General features: G+C 55.6%; 18 protein-coding genes. 8 read left to right on the top strand and 10 right to left on the bottom strand.

Annotated elements, in window-relative coordinates; translation table 11 throughout:
• Positions 1–12 precede the first annotated feature (12 nt).
• Both lexA and Poly59_RS25090 read right to left on the bottom strand, forming a co-directional pair.
• Positions 13–612, bottom strand: coding sequence for a transcriptional repressor LexA (gene lexA, locus Poly59_RS25095; protein WP_146536809.1), 600 nt, complete (start codon positions 610–612; stop codon positions 13–15).
• A 96-nt stretch (positions 613–708) separates the two neighbouring features.
• Positions 709–1497 (bottom strand): undecaprenyl-diphosphate phosphatase, encoded by a 789-nt coding sequence (locus Poly59_RS25090; RefSeq protein ID WP_186776513.1) that lies wholly within the window; start codon positions 1495–1497, stop codon positions 709–711.
• Positions 1498–1642: 145 nt separating this feature from the next.
• Here Poly59_RS25090 and Poly59_RS25085 point away from each other — a divergent pair, with 145 nt between their 5' ends.
• Together Poly59_RS25085 and Poly59_RS25080 are read left to right on the top strand one after the other, a co-directional pair.
• The gene (locus Poly59_RS25085; protein ID WP_146536807.1) at positions 1643–2725 is read left to right on the top strand and encodes a DUF368 domain-containing protein; all 1083 of its coding nucleotides are present in this window, start codon (positions 1643–1645) and stop codon (positions 2723–2725) included.
• Between the two features lie 230 nt (positions 2726–2955).
• A complete protein-coding gene (locus Poly59_RS25080; protein ID WP_186776500.1) occupies positions 2956–4182 on the top strand; it encodes an endonuclease/exonuclease/phosphatase family protein in 1227 nt (408 codons plus the stop codon).
• 34 nt (positions 4183–4216) lie between these two features.
• On the opposite strand, the gene pstB is transcribed toward Poly59_RS25080, so the two are convergent.
• From pstB to pstS, 4 genes are read right to left on the bottom strand one after another with little or no spacing between them, the layout of a single operon-like run.
• Complete coding sequence (gene pstB, locus Poly59_RS25075) at positions 4217–5041, bottom strand: phosphate ABC transporter ATP-binding protein PstB (protein ID WP_146536805.1); 825 nt, start codon at positions 5039–5041, stop codon at positions 4217–4219.
• Between the two features lie 14 nt (positions 5042–5055).
• A complete protein-coding gene (gene pstA / locus Poly59_RS25070; protein WP_146536804.1) occupies positions 5056–5985 on the bottom strand; it encodes a phosphate ABC transporter permease PstA in 930 nt (309 codons plus the stop codon).
• Positions 5985–6968 carry a phosphate ABC transporter permease subunit PstC gene (pstC, locus tag Poly59_RS25065; RefSeq protein ID WP_146536803.1) on the bottom strand — a complete coding sequence of 328 codons (984 nt, stop codon included), beginning with the start codon at positions 6966–6968 and terminating at the stop codon, positions 5985–5987. The genes pstA and pstC overlap by 1 nt, the downstream gene beginning before the upstream one ends.
• A gap of 5 nt (positions 6969–6973) precedes the next feature.
• Entirely contained in the window at positions 6974–8023 is a 1050-nt protein-coding gene (pstS, locus tag Poly59_RS25060) for a phosphate ABC transporter substrate-binding protein PstS (RefSeq protein ID WP_146536802.1), read from the bottom strand.
• 441 nt (positions 8024–8464) lie between these two features.
• Between pstS and hrpB the strand changes: the two genes are divergently transcribed.
• From hrpB to Poly59_RS25040, 4 genes are read left to right on the top strand one after another with little or no spacing between them, the layout of a single operon-like run.
• On the top strand, positions 8465–11053 hold the full coding sequence (gene hrpB / locus Poly59_RS25055; RefSeq protein WP_186776499.1) for an ATP-dependent helicase HrpB: 2589 nt from the start codon (positions 8465–8467) through the stop codon (positions 11051–11053).
• Positions 11054–11070: 17 nt separating this feature from the next.
• Entirely contained in the window at positions 11071–11715 is a 645-nt protein-coding gene (locus Poly59_RS25050; RefSeq protein ID WP_246151937.1) for an ABC transporter ATP-binding protein, read from the top strand.
• Positions 11712–12485: an ABC transporter permease gene (locus Poly59_RS25045; protein WP_146536799.1), complete on the top strand. Its 774-nt coding sequence runs from the start codon at positions 11712–11714 to the stop codon at positions 12483–12485. The genes Poly59_RS25050 and Poly59_RS25045 overlap by 4 nt, the downstream gene beginning before the upstream one ends.
• Before the next feature lie 33 nt (positions 12486–12518).
• The gene (locus tag Poly59_RS25040) at positions 12519–13508 is read left to right on the top strand and encodes a hypothetical protein (RefSeq protein ID WP_146536798.1); all 990 of its coding nucleotides are present in this window, start codon (positions 12519–12521) and stop codon (positions 13506–13508) included.
• A gap of 14 nt (positions 13509–13522) precedes the next feature.
• On the opposite strand, the gene Poly59_RS25035 is transcribed toward Poly59_RS25040, so the two are convergent.
• The 4 genes from Poly59_RS25035 to Poly59_RS25020 form a co-directional block, all read right to left on the bottom strand.
• A complete protein-coding gene (locus Poly59_RS25035; protein WP_146536797.1) occupies positions 13523–14911 on the bottom strand; it encodes an MBOAT family O-acyltransferase in 1389 nt (462 codons plus the stop codon).
• Between the two features lie 10 nt (positions 14912–14921).
• Positions 14922–15875, bottom strand: a complete 954-nt coding sequence (locus Poly59_RS25030; protein WP_146536796.1) for a hypothetical protein — start codon at positions 15873–15875, stop codon at positions 14922–14924.
• Between the two features lie 7 nt (positions 15876–15882).
• Positions 15883–16314 (bottom strand): peptidylprolyl isomerase, encoded by a 432-nt coding sequence (locus tag Poly59_RS25025; protein WP_146536795.1) that lies wholly within the window; start codon positions 16312–16314, stop codon positions 15883–15885.
• A 121-nt stretch (positions 16315–16435) separates the two neighbouring features.
• Positions 16436–16969: a cytochrome c oxidase assembly factor Coa1 family protein gene (locus Poly59_RS25020; RefSeq protein ID WP_186776498.1), complete on the bottom strand. Its 534-nt coding sequence runs from the start codon at positions 16967–16969 to the stop codon at positions 16436–16438.
• 598 nt (positions 16970–17567) lie between these two features.
• Here Poly59_RS25020 and Poly59_RS25015 point away from each other — a divergent pair.
• Together Poly59_RS25015 and Poly59_RS25010 are read left to right on the top strand one after the other, a co-directional pair.
• Positions 17568–18794: a hypothetical protein gene (locus Poly59_RS25015; RefSeq protein ID WP_146536793.1), complete on the top strand. Its 1227-nt coding sequence runs from the start codon at positions 17568–17570 to the stop codon at positions 18792–18794.
• A gap of 145 nt (positions 18795–18939) precedes the next feature.
• Complete coding sequence (locus Poly59_RS25010) at positions 18940–21153, top strand: O-antigen ligase family protein (RefSeq protein ID WP_146536792.1); 2214 nt, start codon at positions 18940–18942, stop codon at positions 21151–21153.
• The last annotated feature ends 1 nt before the right edge of the window (position 21154 follow it).

Here is a 21154-nt window from a genome sequence, read left to right as displayed (position 1 = left end):
TTAAACCGTGGACTACAGCCCAGCGCGGACGACGCCGACGGCGACACCTAGGACGCTTGCGTTGCGGACGTAGATAGGTTCCATCGACGAATTGGCGGGTTGCAAGCGAATGCGGTCGCCTTCGGGGAACCAGAACTTCAAAGTCGCTTCGCCTTCGTCGGTTTGCGCGACAACCATTTGGCCTGGTAACGCAGTTTCTTGCTTTTGCACAACGACGTAGTCGCCATCAGCAATCTGGGCTTCGATCATCGAATCACCCGACACCTGCAGAATGAATCGATCTTCTTTGAACAGCATTTCGCTGAAATCGATTCGGTCGTTCTGTTCAAACGCCAATGTTGTCGGACCCGCGGCAACCATTCCTGCCATCGGCAACGAGTTTCCATTGCGGTCAGCGGCGTGGGTCAGTTCGATTGCGCGAGACTTGTTCGGGCTTCGCGAAATCAGACCTTTGCGTTCCAGTGCACGCAGGTGGCACATCACTCCGTTAGGGCTCTTGATGCCAAAGTGTTCACCAATTTCTCGCACCGTCGGGCCATAGCCACGTTTGACGATCAAGCCACGGATCATGTCGTAGACATTTTGTTGGCGATCGGTTAGCTGCATGGACATAGGTTGACTCGTACGAATGGAGGCGTGCGACGGCGCTTATGGGTGACGTCGATTCTACCACACGCTAAACACGCGTCCATCGTCCCGTCAAGGGTTTCAGGAAAAAAGAGCAAGTCGCCCGAAGTAGACTGAGGCCGCGATTCCGACCGGTATGCACCACCATGCGAACCAGTGAAGGCGGTCTTGGCGAGACCAGCCAATCAGCCACTTTAATGCGAAAATCCCCACGAAAAACGACACAAACGCGCCAATTCCCAACTCCGCAACTGTGAAGTCCATCGGGATTCCTTCACTTCGCTGCTCGACCACATCCTTAAGCGTCAGTACGGTTGCACCCAGAATTGCTGGGATTGCTAGCAAGAAAGAAAAGGTCACCGAATCCTCATTTTTCAACCCCAGCAGCCGGCCACCCAGAATGGTGGATCCGCTGCGGCTGATTCCTGGCAGGATCGCAAAGGCTTGGAAGCATCCGATCACAAAGGCGTTCTTCAGTGACATGGACTGGTAATCGCTGTCACGAGGTTTCAGTCGCCCCAGCACGATCAGCAATCCGCCGGTCACAATCAACATCAGGCTGGCCAACAGCGGGTATCGCATGATGTGTTCGAATTGAGTCTTGATCGTCAGCCCGATGACGACGGCGGGAATCGTTCCGACGACTAACAATGGGATCACGCGTCGGTCGCGCGTCAGCAGGTCCAAGATGCGTCGCCAGTAAACCACCAGAATCGACCCCAGTGTGCCGGCGTGCAAAATCACTTCTAACGTCGGCGACTCGCTCAGTTCGCCCATCAGCGCGCCCAAGACAACCAGGTGGCCGGACGAACTGATTGGCAAGAACTCGGCGATGCCTTGCACCACGGCAAGAATGAAAATTTCGATCACGGGTCGTTGATACTCGGGGAAGGTCAGACGATGTTGTGTGGCTGTACGTTGCGTGGCTGAACTCGGTCGCCGATGGCTGTACCGATGTCCCGCATTTATTCGCTGCCGCAAGTATCGTTGCCCGGCCCGCTCGAAGGAAGCACTGATGGAACGCTCTGATGTCCGCAAATCCACCGATGTAACGGATACACCACTTGCATCGGTCGCAACGGAGGGACATGACGGGTTGGCAGCTGGTGAAACGTCTGGCGATGGAAGCTCGGGGCACGTCAAAGCCGGTGGTTCGGTTCCGGCCGCCACGGTTCGTGGCGACGTGATCAACGTGGTTCGTGGATTCTGCATGGGAGCCGCCGATACGGTGCCCGGAGTCAGCGGCGGGACAGTGGCGTTGATTTTGGGTCACTACACGCGGCTGGTCACAGCGATCAGTCACATCGACAGCCAATTGTTTGGGCTGGTCAGAGACAAACGGTTCGCCGACGCGGCTCGGCATCTGGACGTGCGTTTTCTGGCAGCACTTGGACTGGGAATTGCGACTGGCATCGTGACTCTTTCGGGGTTGATGCACTGGTTGCTTGAATTCCGAATGGCCGAAACGTTGGCCGTTTTCTTGGGCTTGTTGGTGGCCAGTGTTTGGATCGTCAAGGGTTATGTTGATCGCTGGACGCCAAGCCGGATTGCTGCGCTGGTGTGTGGCGCGGCCGTAGCGATTGCGATCACATTGTTGCCCATGGGAACCGGCAACATGAGTTTGCCGTATCTGTTCTTTTCGGCGTCGATCGCCATCTGCGCGATGATCTTGCCCGGCATCAGCGGTGCGTTTGTTTTGCTGTTACTAGGCGTCTATCACAGCGTCACGGGTCTGATCAAAGACGCCGCCAAGGGGAACTTCTCGGTCGAATCACTGACGCAGATCGCCGTGTTTGCGAGCGGTTGCTTGATCGGATTGTTGGCGTTTTCACGCGTGCTGCGTTGGTTGCTTGAACATCATCGCGGCACCACGATGGCGTGGTTGATGGGATTGATGATCGGCAGCGCCGGCAAGCTGTGGCCGCTGCAGCGCCCGACTTCGGAAACGGCATCGGAAGAACTGAAATTTCAAGTCATGGAATACGTCTCACCCGCGAACTGGGATGGCAGCCTGATCACGCTGGTGACGCTTGCTTTGGGCGCTGCAGTTGTCGTGATTGTCGTGGAACGTTTCGCCGAAGGTCGGCAGGCAACCTAAGCAAGATCTGACCTTGCTTCACTGTTGCCTCAGCGACTATGGATCAACTCTCGATCATCGTGAATGAGTGTCCACTGGAAAAAAGCGGTGGCGCGTTGCGATAGTCGCGAAGCACAGTCGCTAGGGAACGATGACGTTCTCGAAGCGGGATTTCGCCGAGTAATCGGCCGCAGAAAAGTTGTTTGCCAGGACGGCAGGCCGGATCAAGACAACAGGCAGGGAGGCCTGGTGTGGCAAGCAGGAATAGTCGATCGCGACGTTCGTCGTGGTTACCGACGATTTTCAAAACGCTACTGCTGACAACGTTCGGCAGCGGTGCGGGTGGCTATTTCTATCGCGACTTCCCCATCGTCGGACCCATCGTTGACAGCATCTTGGCGGGTGATGAGGCAGGTCCCGACCCGTCTGGGATTGCCCAAGGTGGCCCATCGCAAGTTGATTCGTCGCAGGAATCTCCTTCGCAAACCGGCCCAAACAATCCACCATCGAATAGGCCGTCGTTCAAAGACCGTATTGTAGACGCGCTCACGGGCTCCGATTCGACGTCCGATCGTTCAGTGCAGGGGCAACTTGCGTCAGCGCAGTCTCAGCCAACTCGGTCAACGTCGACACAGTCAGCAGCCACACAATCAGCAACAGGACGGCCAAGCGATCGAATTCTGATCGCAACCTTCAACATTCAAGTCTTTGGCGAAAGCAAGTTGTCCAAGCCCGAGGTTGTCAATGTTTTGGCTGACGCGGTTCGCCAGTTCGATGTGGTCGCGATTCAAGAAATACGAGCGCAAAGCGATGAGATTCTGCCGCGTTTTATCGAAGCGATCAACGCCGATGGCAGCCAGTACAGCTTCCTAATCGGTCCCCGTTTGGGCCGTACGATTAGTACTGAACAGTACGCTTTCGTATACGACACCACTCGCATCGAACATGACCCGTACGCCTACGGTTCGATGACGGATGCAAACGATTTGTTGCACCGCGAACCTTTTGTCGCTCGTTTTCGCGCCCGGACATCGTCGCCCGACCAAGCGTTCACATTTTGGCTGGTCAACATTCACACCGATCCCGACGAAGTACCCGCCGAGATTTCAGCGCTGTCGCAGGTGTTTCCTGTCATGCAGGCTGCTCGACCGGACGAAGACGACGTGATCTTGTTGGGTGACTTAAACGCCAGCGAATTTGAATTTGATGACCTTGGCCGTTTGCCGGGGATGACTTGGGTCGTCACTGGCGCGATGACCAACACACGTCAAACCAAAGCGTACGACAACATCATGTTCGATCGCCGATTTACGGGCGAATACACCGGTCGCTGGGGCGTGATGGATATCGAGCGGATCTTTGGCATCACTCGCGAGCAAGCGATCGAGGTGTCCGATCACCTGCCGGTATGGGCCGAGTTTTCAACTTGGGAAAGCCCGCAGTCTCGCGCGTCGCTGGAAGATTCGTCGATCCGATAGCACTGCGTCATTGAGCGTTTCGCGTTAACGCAGGTTAGCTAAATTCGCCTCGGATGTAACGCTTGGTGTTTTCTTCGGCCGGGTCTTCGAAAATCTGTCCGGTCTCGCCAAACTCCACCAAGTAGCCCGTGCGAGTACCTTCGGAAGTGTCAACGTACATGAAAGCCGTTTTGTCGGCGACGCGTTTGGCTTGTTGCAGGTTGTGAGTCACGATGGCGATCGTGTACTTCTTTTTTAGCTCCTGCATCAGTTCTTCGATCCGCCGCGTTGCGATTGGGTCGAGGGCCGAACAGGGTTCGTCCATCAGCATGACTTCGGGTTCCGTTGCAATCGCGCGAGCAATGCAGAGCCGCTGTTGTTGGCCACCCGATAGTGACAGCCCGCTTGATTTCAGCTTGTCCTTGACTTCTTCCCAAAGCGCTGCGCCGCGAAGTGCCTCTTCGACCTTGGCCGCAACGTTGCCTCGAAAGCGGTTCAGACGCAGACCGAATGCGACATTATTGAAGATGCTCATCGCGAACGGGTTAGGTTGTTGAAACACCATTCCGATGTAGCGGCGCACGGCAACCGGATCGACGCGTGGATGGTAGATGTCGCGTCCACGAAAATGGACGTGGCCATCAAGCCGGAATCCGCGAACCAAGTCGTTCATCCGGTTCAAGCAGCGCAGTGCGCTGCTCTTGCCGCATCCCGACGGGCCAATGAAAGCGGTGATCGAGCCACGGTCGATTGGAATGTGGCTGTCGCGGACGGCACGAAAGTTACCGTAGTAGAGATTGTTGATGTTGCAATCGATCAACGGTGCGCCGTTGCTGTCGGCTAGCACATCGTCTGCGGCAAGTTTGGTCGGAGCGATCATTAAAAAGGAATTCCCTAACGCGTTTTTGTGCGGCTTGATATCAGTTGTCCGGTAACGTTGATGGCAAGCACCAACAGGACCAACACAAGCGAGGCCGCCCAGGCCATTTCGATTTGGTTCTCGAAAGGCATTCCAGAGAAGTTGTAAATGAAGACTGCTAAAGATGCGGTCGGTTCCATCAGTTGCGACTGACCGTCTTCAAAGAACCAGTAGTTGCTAAATAACGCAGTGAACAAAAGCGGCGCCGTTTCGCCGGCGGCTCGTGCGACCGCTAACATCACGCCCGTCAAAATGCCCGGCATCGCGGTTGGCAACACGATTTTCCAAGCCACTTGGGTCGGCGTGCATCCCATGCCGATTGCCGCTTCTTTCATCTTGACCGGCACCATTCGCATCGCTTCTTCGGCCGTCAAGATGACCGTCGGCAGCATCAGTAAAGCCAACGCCACACCACCGGCTGGTGCCGAGTAGCTGCCCGTCGCCAAAACCACAGCGGCGTAAGCAAACACTCCCGCCAAAATCGATGGCAGCCCAGTGAGAGTTTTTGCGCAGAACCGAGCGATCGAAGCCGTCTTGCTTTGCGGTCCAAACTCGGCCAAAAAAATCGCCGTCATGACGCCGACGGGAATCGCAATCGCGGCCGCGATCGAAACCATGACAAGCGTTCCAACGATGGCGTTTCCAAAACCACCGCCCGCTTCGAATGCAGTCGGCGGAAGCTGGGTGAACAGTTCGGTCGACAGTTTTTTGCCGCCGCGAATGATCAGCATGTACAGCACACTAAACAGTGGTATGCACGCGAGCACGGTCGCGACGCCAATCGCGATCGACAATCCTGCGCTAATCAATGTGCGTGGATGTCGCAGTGAACGTTCGAGACGTGGAAAGTCGACGTCGTCAAACGCCTCGGTCAGTTCGGTGATTTCAAGATTATCTTTGTTCATCAGTGAGATCCCGCCGTTCGCCGAGAGGCTCGCTTGAGCACAAAAGCACCACAGATGTTGACCAACAACGTGATCGCCAGCAGCACCAATGCGGCGTACATCAGAACCGGCTCCTCGTCCTTGCCCGCTTCGGGGAAGTGGTTGGCCAGTAATGCTGCAAGCGTGTTGCCAGGCGAGAATAAGGAGATGCTCATTTGGTTGGAGTTTCCGACCAACATCGCAAGCGCCATCGTTTCGCCTAAGGCACGGCCAAAGCCAAGCACGAGCGCGCCGAAGATGCCCTTCGATGCCGTGGGCAGAATGACGCCGAAGATCGCTTCCCATCGGGTTGCCCCTAAACCGACCGCCGCTTCCTTCAATCGGTTGGGAACGTTGTTCAGCGAATCGCGAGAGATCGCCGAGACGGTCGGCAAAATCATGATCGCAAGCACCAACGCCGCCGGCAACATTCCTGGACCTGACAGGGATGTCCCAAAGAATGGAATCCAGCCCAGGTTTTCGTGCAGCCAAGTCGCCGTCGGACGAAGCATCGGGATCACGACAAAGATACCCCACAGTCCGTACACAACGCTTGGGATCGCGGCTAGCAGTTCGACGATATTCTTAAATGCCCATTCAATCTTTCGCGGCAAAAAGTCTTGCGTCAAAAAGATCGCGATCGAGATACCAAAGAAGCCGCCAATGATCAGAGCGAGAAATGAACTGTAGAGCGTGCCCCAAATTTCAGGCAACACGCCGAACTGTTCCGATTGCAGATCCCATGTCTGTGTCGTTAGAAAACCAACACCGTGTTTTTGGATTGCCGGCATGGCGCTGCCGCCGACTTCGTACACAATCAAGAAAACCAACGCCACGGTCAGCCAAGCAAACATCGCCGTCGCCGATCGAAAGCCACGATCGGCGAACACGTCGAATTTCGAAGGCGGCGCCGAGATCGAAGCCTCGCCGCCGAACTCGGATTCGCTTGGAAGCGTGTGGTTCATGATGGCTATTGGATCGAATCAAGTTTCGCAGTCACTGCTTCGACGACGTTCGCAGGAAGAGGAACGTAGCCCATTTCTGCACTCGAGTTTTGTCCTTCGTTCAAGCACCAAATGATCATTTCTTTTAGTGCGTCTGCTTTGGCGGTGTCCTCGTACTTGGGGTAGCACAATAGCCATGTGTAGCTGACGATCGGGTAAGCCGAATCGGCTTCTGGGTCCGGCAACCAAGCTCGCATGTCGGCAGGCATTTCAACGCCAGCGAGTGCCGCCTTGGCGTTGTCCAGCGACGGCGAAACAAACTTGCCCGCCTTGCTTTCTAGATTTGCCATTGGCAACTTGGCTTGATCGGCGAAACCGAATTCGATGTAACCGATCGCACCGGGCGTTTGCTTGATGGTTGCGGTGACGCCGTCATTTTTGGGGGCGGCGATAAACTTGTCGCTGCTGGGCCAGTTGACGCTCTTGCCTACACCGGGGCCGTTCTTGAACTCTTCGCTAACGGCGGACAAGTGGTTGGTGAACACGAACGTCGTGCCACTGCTGTCGGCTCGCTGCACGACGGTGATCGGCAACTTGGGCAGTTCAACGCCGTCGTTTGATTTGGCAATCGCGGCGTCATCCCAGCTGGAAATCTTGCCCAGGAAAATACCGACGTAAGCTTCACGCGAAAGCTTCAGTGGCGATTTCAGTTTGGGCAAGTTGTACGCCAACACGACGCTGCCCGCGGTCATTGGCAGTAAGACAACGCCGCCATCGACTTGGCCAATTTCTTCGTCATTCATCGCCGCATCACTGGCTGCAAAGTCGACGGTGTGTTCGATGAAGTCTTTGATGCCGCCGCCGCTACCTTTGGCTTGGTAGTCGATTCTTACGCCGTTGACCGCACCGCTGTATTCTTTGAACCAGCGACCATAGAGCGGCGCTGGGAAACTAGCACCCGAACCTTGCAGTTTGATGCTTTCAACGGAACCAGATGACGTTGATGAACTGCAGCCGGCGATCGCCGCGGCGAGAGCCGTGATGGCGACAAACGGGAAGGCAAGACGACAGAGCATTGAGTTAAGACTCGCGGGTGCGGAGAGTGTGTTTTGTCATTTCGACGTCCTTACCGGAATTCCTTCCCGTCCCTGGTCCTGCGGTTGTAACGGGATCGGTGTGGTCAAAGAATGGTCGTTCACACAAAATTCACATCCTCCGGTGGGTTGCCCATTCGGTGCTGTTTGTGGTGTTGGAAACCGCTCTATGTCGCTCAAACACGGTGCTTTTTGCGGTTGATAGCGTTTGTCTCCGCCAGCTTTTTACCGTATCCGAGCTTGGGATCCCCCCCAAGTTGATTGGCTGCTGGATGGCACAATCGTGAAAGCCGTGCCAGCTTTCGGGGGGGGGCTGGCGAATTTGCTGCCGATGTCTCGTAACCGAGCCGGTCGGTATGATGTGCCCAGCGACGTTCGATGCCTTCTAATCCGCGAGCCCCGGCGTGTTGTCGGACTTTGGGGGTGAATTGTCGTGGTTCACCAATCTACGGCAAGCAGCGTGATTTCAAACTTTCATCGAGCGAGCGACGCGTGAACCCGCCGATCGAATCTGTGCTGCCTGTATCGCATTGCTTGCCGGAAATCGAATCGGCGTTGTCGGCCGGATCGTCGGTCGTGCTGAAGGCACCGCCGGGGGCCGGTAAGACGACGGGAGTCCCACCACGCTTGTTGGCTCGGTCGATTTGCGGCGATGGAAAGATCTTGTTGATCCAGCCGCGGCGATTGGCGGCTCGTTCAGCGGCGGCGCGGCTTGCGCGGTTGGTTGGGACGTCGCTTGGTGAGGATGTTGGGTACCAAGTCCGTTTTGACAAACGAGTCACGCGCGGAACTCGCTTGATCGCGATGACGACAGGGATTTTGATTCGCCGACTGCAAGACGATCCGCTGTTGGATGATGTGTCATGTGTGATGCTCGATGAATTTCATGAGCGAAGTTTGGAACTTGATCTTGCGCTCGGGATGCTGCAGCGGATCCGGACGACGCTGCGACCCGAACTGCGCTTGATCGTGATGTCTGCGACACTTGATCCCCAGCCGATCGCGGATTTCTTGGGTGATGCAACTTGCGTGACCAGCGAGGGTCGAGCGTTTCCGGTCGACGTCCGGTATGCGAAAATGCTGTCACGCGATCGCATCGCTGACCAAGTTGCCGGCGCGTTGCCCGATGCACTTCAAGCGACCGATGGTCACGTGTTGGTTTTTTTGCCGGGCGTCGGCGAGATTCATGCCGCGAAACGGTTGATCGAGCAGCGGGGCATCAGTCGTGGCGCAATGGTGCAAGAACTCTACGGTGATCTTTCGCCCGATGATCAGGACGCGGTGTTGTCGGAGTCATCGGTTCGCAAGATCGTCCTGTCGACCAACGTTGCCGAAACATCGATCACCATTCCTGGTGTCACGGCCGTCATCGACACTGGCGTGGCTCGCGTGATGCGTTTTGATTCCCAGGTTGGTTTGCCGAAATTGATGCTCGAACCGATTTCCCAGGCATCGGCGGATCAGCGAGCCGGTCGTGCTGGTCGGACTCAGCCCGGCGTCTGCTTTCGGTTGTGGCCAAACGCGTCGCATCGATCCCGAAGACAAGAAGATACACCTGAGATCCAGCGAGGCGATCTGTCGGGGGCTGTCTTGACGTTGGCGTTATGGGGCGAGAAAGACGTGGCGGCATTCCCGTGGCTGACTCCGCCGCCAACCGAGTCGGTTGATGTTGCAACACGCTTGCTGCAGCGACTCGGTGCGATCGACGATGATGGCAATATTACTTCGATTGGAAAACGAATGGCGGCGTTACCATTGCATCCGCGACTGGCGCGTTTCATGATCGAAGCCGCCCAACGCTGGGTCGTCGCCGATGCCTCGATCGCAGCGTCGCTGTTGACCGAACGAGATCCGTTTCGCGGGTCTGCGGTAGCGTCGGGAACAACGGTGTCCGACTGCGACGTTTCGGATCGTGTTGACCGCATGCGTCGGTTCCAGCGTGGCGATGCGTCGGCAGTGCAAAGCGTCCCGGCGGCGAAGAATGTGCTGAGGATCGCCAAGCAAATCGAGCGGATGGTGGGCGCAGAGCAGACGCCGGACACAACGGAATCGGCCGGCGATTCGCTCAAGCGAGCGTTATTGGCGGCCTATCCCGATCGCGTTGCCCGGCGACGAAACCCGGGCGACGATCGCGGTTTGATGGTGGGAGGTCGGGGGGTGAAGCTGGATCGTTCGTCGGCCTGTCGCCACGGCGAATTGTTTTTATGCATTGACGTCGACGCCAAAGGCACTGAGGCGTCAGTACGGGCAGCGTCGGTCGTCGATGGGGATTGGCTGGACGATCAATCGGTCCGCGAAGTCGATGAGCCGTTTTTCAATCCATCGTTGAAGGCAGTGGTTGCCAGACGGCGGCGTTACTTTGACGACCTGTTGTTGGCCGAGTCGCCGATCGCGTGCGAGCCGAGTTCCGAGGTTGCCGCCATCTTGGCTCGGCATGCGGCCCAAAACTTGGAAAGCGTTTTTCCCGCAAAAGACAAAGACGTGGCTGCGTGGATCGAGCGAGTAAGGTTCTTGACTGAGCGAATGCCTGATCTGGAACTTCCATCGCTCGATCATGCGGGTGTTGAAGAAGTATTGCTGCGACTTTGCCAAACTCGGACTTCGATTGCCCAGCTTCGTTCAGCGCCTTGGCTTGATCATTTCAAAGGACGCTACCAGTGGGGGCAGCAGCAACTGATTGATGCCCATGCGCCGGCGAAGTTAAAAGTACCAAGTGGGAACCAGTTTCCGGTTCAATACGCCGACGGCCGGACGCCTTGGATGGAAGTGCGAATCCAAGAGTTGTTCGGCTGGGCAACGACGCCACGAATCGCCGGTGGACGTGTGCCGATTCAATTGCACCTTCTGGGCCCGAACTATCGTCCTCAGCAAATCACCGAAGACCTCGAAAACTTTTGGAAAGAAACCTACATCCATGTGCGAAAAGAACTTCGCCGCCGGTATCCCAAACATCATTGGCCGGAAGACCCGCAAGCCGCGTCTGCAACGCCACGAGGTTTGAAACCAAAGTGACGCAATCCGTGATTGAAATGGTCGACGTCACAAGACGCGACACCAAAACCGGCCGGACGTTGCTCGCGGGTGTTGACCTGTTGATCGTCGCTGGCGATGCGATCGGGTTGGTTGGGCCTAGCGGTAGCGGCAAGTCGACGATGCTGCGGGCAATCGCAAGGTTGGACGCAATCGACGACGGCCAGATTCGCTTTCGCGGGAAAATCGTGACTGTTGATCGAGTTCCCATGTTTCGACGCAGCGTGGTGTATCTCGCCCAGCGTCCGGCGCTAGTTCCTGGCACGGTGCTGCAGAATCTAACACTGCCGTTCACGTTTGCATCGGCGACAGATTCGTTTAATCAGGCCAAAGCGATCGCATTGCTAAGCAGTTTGGGACGCGGCGAGTCGATCTTGGACCAGGATGCATCGACGCTTAGTGGTGGCGAACAACAGCTAGTGGCGCTTGTTCGCGCGATCCTGGTGTCGCCGACAGTGATGTTGCTGGACGAACCCACCGCATCATTGGATGCGGCTCTAGTGCAACGATTTGAAACGCTGGCTCGTCAGTGGAAAGACGCGGACGTTGATCGAGTTTGGATCTGGACCAGCCACGACGCCGACCAAATCAGTCGTGTGTCGAGCAAGCTGATTCGGTTGGAAAGTGGGAGCGTGAACGCATGAACGATCTGACGCTGACTTGGGGCGAAGTGGCGATTGCGGCCGGATTGCTGGTCATCAACGGGCTGATGTCGTGGCGATTGAGTTTGGGGCTAGGCCGAAAAATCGCGGTCAGTGCAATTCGTATGGCTGTCCAGTTGTCGTTGCTAGGTTTGGTGCTGAAACAGATTTTTGCGTTGGCAAGTTTTCCGCCGGTCATGTTGCTGGCCGCTGCGATGACCGTGATCGCTGGCTTATCAGCGATCTCGCGAATCGAAAATCAGTATCCGTCGATCCGACTGACCACCATCATTTCGATTTGGTCCAGCAGCTGGCTGGTGACGGCGGTGATGATCGGTTTGATCGTGCGTCCGGATCCTTGGTATTCGCCCCAGGTCGTAATTCCGTTGTTGGGAATGGTGCTTGGCAATTCACTTACCGGAATTTCGCTCGGTGTCGATCGCTATGTGGGTGAGCTGAAGTCGCGTCGCGGCGAAATCGAAATGTGTTTGTCGCTTGGCGCGACGCGATGGGAAGCGACGCGAGAAGCCTTTGCGATCGCGGCGCGAACCGCGATGGTGCCGATCCTGAACACGATGTCGGTTGCCGGCATCGTCAGCATCCCTGGTATGATGACAGGCCAATTGCTTGCCGGCGCGCCACCGATCGAAGCGGTCAAGTATCAGATCATGATTATGTTTGTGATCGCCGCGGCGATTGCCATGGGAGTCATCGTTGCGTTATTGCTGTCGTATCATAAAGTGACCACCAACGACCATCGGCTAAACGTCTGAGTTCATTACGACCGTCGACGCAAGTGTGCAATCGTGACCCAGAATGCCTTCACCGAATCGCTGAAAGCTTGTCCGTGCTGCGGCTGTCCGTTGCTTGACCGTTTTGCCGGCACGGACACCGGTGTTGCGGCTTGCCATTGTGACGTTTCGTTCAATGATGATGATGCGGAACTTTCCGAACACTTGATACTGGCGATTCATGCCAGCCAGTTCCGCGACAACGGAGTGGAAACCGGTGCGATCTGCGGTGCGATAAGTTTTGCAATCGCCGCGATGGTCTTTAAGTTATTGCCTGCGGTCTGGCTGGTTTGGGATACTCAGTTGCCATGGCGATATTTTTTTCCGCTGGTTGTTCCTGTCGCTGTTTGGACAGTCGTGGGAGCCCTGTTTGGTGGGTTGGTGTTGCGAGTCTTGACTGCAATCCTGGCTCCAACGAGGCTCGTTATGCAGGTCGTGGTTAAAGGGTTCTTCATTGGGTTTTCACTCGGCGCTGTGATCGGCGCATTATGCGTGTTCATCCAGTACGTTGTGTGGCGAGGTCGTCCCATCGACGACGTTTGGTTCACGTACAGCAGCCAAGTCACCCGTTCCGCAGAATGGGTCGGTCTATTGTTTGCGGTGATAGGCAGTTGGGTCGCAGCGATCCTGGTCAGGTCACGTCTTGATCCGCGTCTGCGCAGCACGCCCAAGTCAATCGTTGGTAACGTCTGCAACGCCCGCAATGGTTCGACAAACGAAGGTGATGGTCGATTTCAGTTCGGCATTGCAAAGATGCTGTTCTATACCGGAGTCATTGCGGTGATGATTGCGGTGCCAGTGCAGATTCTCAGTCGACTTCGCTCATTCCAACGGATCGAAAGCTATCTTCTTGCCTACGAAGTCATGACCTTCTTGGTCGTTATTATGTTGTTGCCGTTCGTCACTTGGGCAACGTTTCGCTGGCCCAAGCTGTATTGGCAAATGCGAGACTCACTTGCCCGTTGGCGGCGAATGGACCATCTGTGGTCTCGACCTGAAGTCTGATTTGGAAATCCAGATCAGAACTGAAAGTAGACAAACGGTCGGAAGCCTTGCGGAGCGTAAAGCACCAACGACCAAAGCATCATGGTCGTCGCAATGGGCGAGTACCATTGGTCGACTGGCAATCGCATCGCACGCCTCAGCTTGGTTGTCCAAGCGACGTGTTCGCCGACCATGATCGTGATCGCTAGGATCGTTAACGGCGGCATCCACTGGATCCCTGGTCGCCACGTCATCATCCCGGCGAAATACTCGATTGCCGAGGGAAGGTCGGGGCTGCGAAAGAGAATCCATCCGGCAAGCACCACTGTCATCGTGATGCCCCAATCGAACGGGCGACCCAGGTTCAACGGATTTTTCAGTGTAGATTTTGCAAGTCGCTGGCCGCACAATGCAACGCCATGCCAAATGCCCCAAATCACAAACGTCCAAGCTGCGCCGTGCCATAGCCCGCCTAGCGTCATCGTGATCATCAGGTTGCGATACGTGGCAGCGTTGCTACCGCGGCTGCCGCCGATCGGGATGTACACGTAGTCGCGCAGCCAACGCGACAGAGTCATATGCCAGCGACGCCAGAAATCAGATATCGACGTTGCCATGTACGGATGCCGAAAGTTGGCTGGGAATCGATAGCCCAACATCTTCGCCGCACCGATCGCCATGTCGGTATACCCAGCGAAGTCGTAATAGATTTGGCCGGCATAGGCGATGGCGGCAATCCAAAGGGTTGCACCGGAGTACAGGTCGGGGCCCGCAAACACGACGTCTACCATTTCGCCCAAGCGATCAGCGATCAGGACTTTCTTGACGGCGCCACGCAGTAATTGTTGCGAACCACCATAGAATCGGCGATGAGACCAGGCGGGAAGCTCGGTGATTTGTGGCAGCAGTTCTCTCGCGCGGACAATTGGGCCAGCGACCAATTGAGGAAAGAACGCGACGTACAGTGCAAAGTCCAAGGGGTGATCGACCGCGCGCAACTTGCGCCGATAAACGTCGATCGTGTAGGACATCGTTTGAAAGGTGTAGAACGATATTCCAACCGGCAACAGGATTGGTAGCGTCGTGGTGCTGACGCCGAGCGGTTCCAAGATCAGCGACGCAGAATCGATGAAGAAGTTGCAGTATTTGAAAAAGCCAAGCATGCCAAGGTTGGCGATGATGCTGAGGGTCAGCCATCGTTTATGCACCGTAGGGCTGTCGCTTGCTTGGATCTTTTTGCCAGCGGTGTAGTCGATGGCAGTCGACAGGACCAGCAAGCCGCAAAAGCGGATGTCCCAGTATGCATAGAAATAGTAGCTGGCCAGCAGCAGAACCGTGTTGCGAGCCCATCGCAGGCGGCACAGCCAAGTCGCAATAAGCACGACGCAGAAGAAAACGAGGAATTCGGCTTGCGTAAAAATCATGCTGAAAAGTCTATTGCAAGCACTCGCGGATCGCGTTGGCAACAATCGCATTGCCAGTCGCGTTTAGGTGTCCGCTGCCAATTCGCCCATTGTGGAAACCATGCGGCCAGTTGCCATGTTCTGCTGATTCGATCAGAGCGGGACGAATGTCGACGACGGCGATGCCAAGCTCGTTAGCGTTTGATCGCATCACCTCGAACGCTGCGTCGTCTCCGTCGTGAGTGCGCACCTCGTCGCCGTTGACTTCCGGCAATTTCGGTGCGTAGAAGATCGTGATTCTGCCCGACGTGGCACTTCGCAATTGCCGCAGTTGGTCGGCAAAGGTTGCCGGTGTTTGGCTCGGCGAGACAACCGACGGCTCAACTTGAACCGGCCCCACGCTAAACCGAAGTCGCCTGCGACTACCGTCCGCATCCATTGCCAGGTTGCGAGCAGCGGCGAGGATGAAGGCAGGCAAATTGGTCGATGCACTTTGCGACCAATGGGGTGGATCCGGTCGTCGCTCACTGAGATGCAGATCCGACAGTTCCGCGATCACCAACGCATGATCGGTGACACTAAGCGTCTGGTCTGCCCAAGGCATTTGGCGGATCCAGTCACCCAGATCGTCACCGCTTTGGGCAAGAGGAAAGACGCTCGATTGCCCATCGCTTTTTTGCTCGACGAGCGAAAAGATTTTCTGGTCGTCATCGACACAGACACCTTCGGCTTGCGAATCGCCCCACAGCGCAATTCGCTTGCCCGTTTGGCTTGTCGGTGGGACAGCGGCCTTGCCGGGCATGCCGTGTGGCCCGATGGCGGTCGTGGCGTAGCCTTCACTTCGCCAGCGGTATTCCGATCCGGCCGGCAAAGTCCAAACGCCGCGGTTGAGTTGCCGCGGCAAATAGCTTCGCACAAATATCGGCGACGTGATCGCAATGAAAAACGTGCCGATTAATGCACCACTGATCCACCGAACCAGCATGGCTGGCCTACTCTTCCGTGACCGTCACTGTGGTCATCGTGTCGCCCATTTCGATCGCGTCGACCACGTCTTGGCCTTCGATCACTTTGCCAAACACGCTGTGCTTATTGTTGAGGTGAGGCGTGGCGACGTGAGTGATGAAGAACTGCGATCCGTTGGTGTTCGGACCAGCGTTGGCCATCGACAAAACGCCGGGGCCATCGTGCTTTAGTTCAGGATGAAATTCGTCTTCGAACTTGTATCCTGGTCCGCCTGTGCCGGTTCCTTGCGGGCATCCGCCTTGGATCATGAAGTCAGGAATGACGCGGTGGAACTTCAAGCCGTCGTAGTAATTCTTGGCGCAAAGTGTTTCAAAGTTTTCGACTGTCTTCGGAGTCTTATCGTCAAACAGTTCAATCTTGATGATGCCTTTGGTGGTGTCGAAAGTTGCAACTTTCATGATGAATTCTCTTGTCGTGAAATGGGGTGAAATGAGTTAACCTGCAAATGTAGCTTTCCGGTTGGCGGTTAAGTCCGCGTTAGAAGTGGGCGACTGCAGGAAGCGTATCAACTGAACTGGCCTACTGAATTTCGACAGGAAGTTCACCTTCGTCGAAGATATCGTCCATGTTCAGGTCATCAGCCGGATTGGCGGCAAGTTCAATGGGATAACGTTCGCCGTCATCCATGACCAGGACAGCGGATTGCATGCCGGTGCCGTCGCCCGACTTATCTTGCTGGATCATGACCTTTCCCGATCCCTTGCTGCCCGAGATCGCAAACGCCAATTCTTCGGCACCGCTGTCGGCGCTTTGAGCGGCTTGGATCGTGTCGGACCAATTCATGCTAAACGAGTCGATGTCGCCGATGTGTTCGGCAATGACAGGATTACCTTCCAATTGTTTTTGGAATTCGCCCGCCAGCACCGACAGCCCGAACTGGGTCATCAGGATGCTGCCGCCGCAACAAACCAGGATCCCCACCAACCCAGTAATTCCGCAGCCTAGTAGCCAGAATTTGGCTTTGCTTTTCTTGGGCGGAGCCTGGCCGTAGGAGCCGGAGTTTCCGGGGGCATTCGGGTTGGCATCGAATTGGTTGTTTGGGTTCATCGACATGGAAATCATCCTTGTCCAAGGAGACACTGCGGGGGGTAACGAAAGACGAACGCAGATTAGACCCCTGATCGCCCCAGCGTCATAGGTCTAGCACGCCGTTGGAATCGCGTCTGAGGTAGCTGCACCCCCCCGGGAATCTGGCTCAAGCCAGCGAAACCTAAGTGTCGAGTCCGGGAATAAACGAAGGCTGCGACGTATGCGGGGTAGGGCGAAAGTCGATTTACGGCGGATAGAGTTCCGTTAGGGTGCTGCAGGGTCGGTTTAGTGTTGCCGAAATGAATACAGCGTAAAGTTTTCAGTTTGCCCATTTGCCACCCGAACGGTGGATGGATAGCATCTGTGTGGGTCGGGGGGGCTGCTCTCTTTGATTGCCGAGCCGCCGCATTCGCATGGCGTTGTTGCAAAACAAATGCGCCAGCCGGATGGAGGTGACCTAAGTCATAAACCGTTGTTTGCGTGGGGAATCTTGATGTCAGCTATGTCATATCCCGGGTGGATCGGAGGGTTCGGAGCAATCGCTTTTGCTTCTTCCGTCGTGTTTTCGGCTCCGGGTTTAACGCCAAAAACGTCAGCTAACCTTGATCCCTTGAGTGCCGCTGTGTCGGCAGAAGCTGTTTTGCCTGCCGCCGAAGCGGAAAATCAGCCCAGCAAAGGGCCGCTCTTGAGTCGCTTAACGCTGCCGCTAACGATTGATGATCTGACGCCGCTGGACGAGCGTTCGCCATCGAGCACGCCGCAGTCGTCAAACTCAGATTCTCTTTCCGTCGCCGTTTCGTTGGATGCCTTCAATCGCTCTGCGGATGGGTTGGCGGGCGATTCGGTTCTTCAGAAGTTGGTTGACGATTTGCAGCCACCCGATTTTGAGTCGAAATCGTTTGACGACATTTTCTTCCGTCGTTCGGTCGCGAAGTCGCCGTCAACGACGTCGTTATCGGATTCTTTTGGGCAGGGTGTGCAAGAGGACGGCCACGGGGAAAAGCAAGTTGCCGGTTTCGGTTCGACGATAGGATTGCGAGAAGGTGTGTCGCCAAAGTCCGCCGATTTTTCAATCGCTGACATAGGATCGAGCCAATCGTCTGCGACTTTTTTTGCACCTGGAACCACTAGCAATCGTATTGGGCAGGCTTCTAGCATCAGCAGAGGAGCAAGTCGAAGGTCGAGCGGCGGTGGATCGCAAGGCGCGCGTTCTTCGGGTGTGCGTTCGTCAGGGGCGGTCGCCAATGGATCCGGTGGATTGAGCAGCGGCGGTTTTTCATCCGCCGGTACAAGTGCTTCAAGTAAGGTCATCACGAGTGATGCATCGGCCGTCGGCAGTTTTTCTAGCACAGCAGGTGTTTCTGGAACTTCGTCAACGGTTTCCTCCGCTGGTAATGCGACGTCCGGATTGAATGCGTTCGCTGGTGGACAGTCGGAGGCTCCTTACTTTGAACGGGTTGGTCAACTTTTGACCAACGATTACATCGACGACTCGCACTCGTTTGGCGTTCCCAATGCTCAATTTTTCAAGTTCAGTTTTCAGGACATTACCGGACCAGAGGGAGTTCCCGACGGGATCGTCAATCGTTTGGATCAAGAGGCAGACTTTGACAGCTATTTGTCCAACCTCGAGGCTGCTTTGGCGGAAGCCAACGAGCTTGTGAAGTTTGATCCTGACGAGCTTCGTTCAATCAATATGGAGTTTAATGATCGAGTTGGGCCCGGCGGGGATCGAGAGGCAAGTGTCTCGTTTGTTTCTTTCTACATCCTTGAATTCCCCGTCAAGGGATTCACGCTTCCTGAAAATGAGATCCCCGAGACGCCAACTTCTGATTTTAGGGTTTATTGAACTTGGGCAAAGTTGATGTTTGCTCCGGTGCAACATTGTGTCGGTTTTGCTGGAAGTGTGTTCGATGAACATCCCGCATCGCGGGCGTTCCGTGTTTCTTTACTGATCAAACTAGCCTCGTTGGCGCCAAATCAGAAATACCCCCATGAATGCTGACAGGGTTGTTTGGTGGTTTTCCGCCACCGGATTGATCGCTTTGTTGGCTGGGTGCACGCTTGCGTTTGGCGGTACTTCGCTGAGTGTTCAGTTTGTCGCGATGACCGCAACGATCGCAATCGTTGCTGCGTCGGCGGTTAGCCGTTTTCGGACCCAGCATGATTGTCGGCTATCGTTTCCGGCGGTCACGCTGTTTGGTCTGATCGCCATGGGAATGATTCAGATCACGCCCATTCCAACGCATTGGGTATCGTCGCTCAGTCCCATGTCGAACAGGCTGCAGGAGCTTTTTGTCGCCGACCCTGGGACTTCGTCGAGCGATTTGGCAGTAGTTTCGACAGCGACGATCAGTGTCTATCCCGCGTCGACTCGGTTAGAGCTTTGGCAGTTAACGGCCGCTGTTGCCGTCGTGATTGTTTCCTCGCAGCTATTTCGGACAGCAGCGGCGATTCGGATGGTCGTTGGGGCTTTTGCGGTTTTTGGTGCGGCCCTGTCCTACCTTGGGATGGCGTTTCGGATGACATCGCCCGGTACGCTATTGAATCTTGTCGATGCACCGGGAAGCTGTTTTGGTCCGTTCGCCAACGCGAACAATGCGGCCGGATTTCTTTGCATCATGTTAGTGGCGGCCGTTGCTTGGACTGCTTTGATTTGGAAACCGGCGGACGATTTTGATGCGGCCGAAGTCCAAGATGACTCGGGTGCCGAGAGTCAATCTTTTCGATTGCTTACGCTTCGCTGCGTTGCTGTGATTTGCGTTGTTACGATCATCGGTGGGATCGCCGCGTGCGGCAGTCGGGGGGGATTGATAGCGTCGTTATCGGTTGGCATTGCCTATACGGTGGCTCAGACAGCACGTGGTAAGGTCGGCCAACTGATGGCCGTTGTGCTTGGCTTTATGATTGTCGGTGTCATGGTCGCCATTTTTGCTGGCCAGAAGGACATGGTTGGCGAAGCCTACGACGATCTGGTCGACGTTGACTCGCTGGCATCGGACGGACGCGTTGGGTTGTGGCAAGATGCCCTTGCTGTGTATCGGCAGTTTCCGGGATTTGGAAGCGGATTGGGGACATTTGAATATGTTCGTCCCGTCATTGTTTCGAGTGTCGGTCAGGTGAACTTCGTGCACGCTGAAAATGCGTTGTTGGAAAGCATGGCTGTCGCGGGGAGTGTTGGGATGCTGTGGTTGGTCGCAGGATTTGCTGCTGCATGTTACGCGTCTGTGCGTCAGATGAGACTGGCGATCGCATCAGACGACGCGGACGCAGGCGACGCAGACGCCGTCGAAGCTGAATCCGAATGTCAGTCGGATTCAAAAGTGTTGTGGGTTCAGGGAGTGATGGGGTTTGCGTTGGTGATTTCGCAAATGCTGTCCAATATGTTTGACTTCGGACTGTTTATTTTTTCGAACCTGATCGCATTTTCGATGTTGATGGGAATTGCATTTAGTCACCTCTCGGACTCTAGCAATGGCGTGGGGGTGGCGGACGTTGATCGAGATTTCAATCGAAAGGGAGTTCTGCAGCAGTTGCAGGAGCGGTGGCCTTTTGAACTGCTAAGCATTGCCACTCTGGCTCTTCTGCTAATCGGTGTTTTTGACATGCACGCGGCTTCAGGGATTCAGGGGGCTCATCGCGGCATCATGGTCGAGGGGCTCGGCAAGTCCAAGTCGGATGAGATTGAGCTTGATCGATTGGTGTCGGGGCTTGGACGACGGTGGGACGATGCCGAAGGGCATCTTCAGTTGGCATCTTGGCAAGTCAGTGAGTTTTACAGACGTACTGAAACGGATCCTACATTGCGACAGATTCGCGATGTGCCCTTGATTGAGTTGCCGGCTTTTCTTCGGCGACTCGAGTCTCGTGATGCCACCAAACTTGTCAATGTGATCCAGTCCAACCAAGAGGTTGGTGAGTTGTTGAAGCCGGCGTATCAGCATTTGCTGTTGGCCCGGCAATCGTGTGGATTGTTGAAGGATGTGCATCTTGGCTTAGCTCAGTTGCAATTCATTGCTTCGCCACAGAGTGACCCGCAGTTGTTGATTATGCACCTCAGCCGATGGAAGGCGTTGGCGGGTGACGCGACTTACCTGGACATTGCGGGCGAAACCACGACTCGCGATGAAAAAACTAAGGGACGGAGCGAACTGTCGATCAGGGATCAGGGATTCGACGCGGCGTTGATGCTTTCAAACTCGATGTGAC

This window comes from Rubripirellula reticaptiva (genome assembly GCF_007860175.1).
In the GTDB taxonomy this organism is placed as follows: Bacteria; Planctomycetota; Planctomycetia; order Pirellulales; family Pirellulaceae; genus Rubripirellula; species Rubripirellula reticaptiva.
Note: the sequence above shows the minus strand (reverse complement) of the source record. Positions and strands in the feature narration are given on the sequence as shown.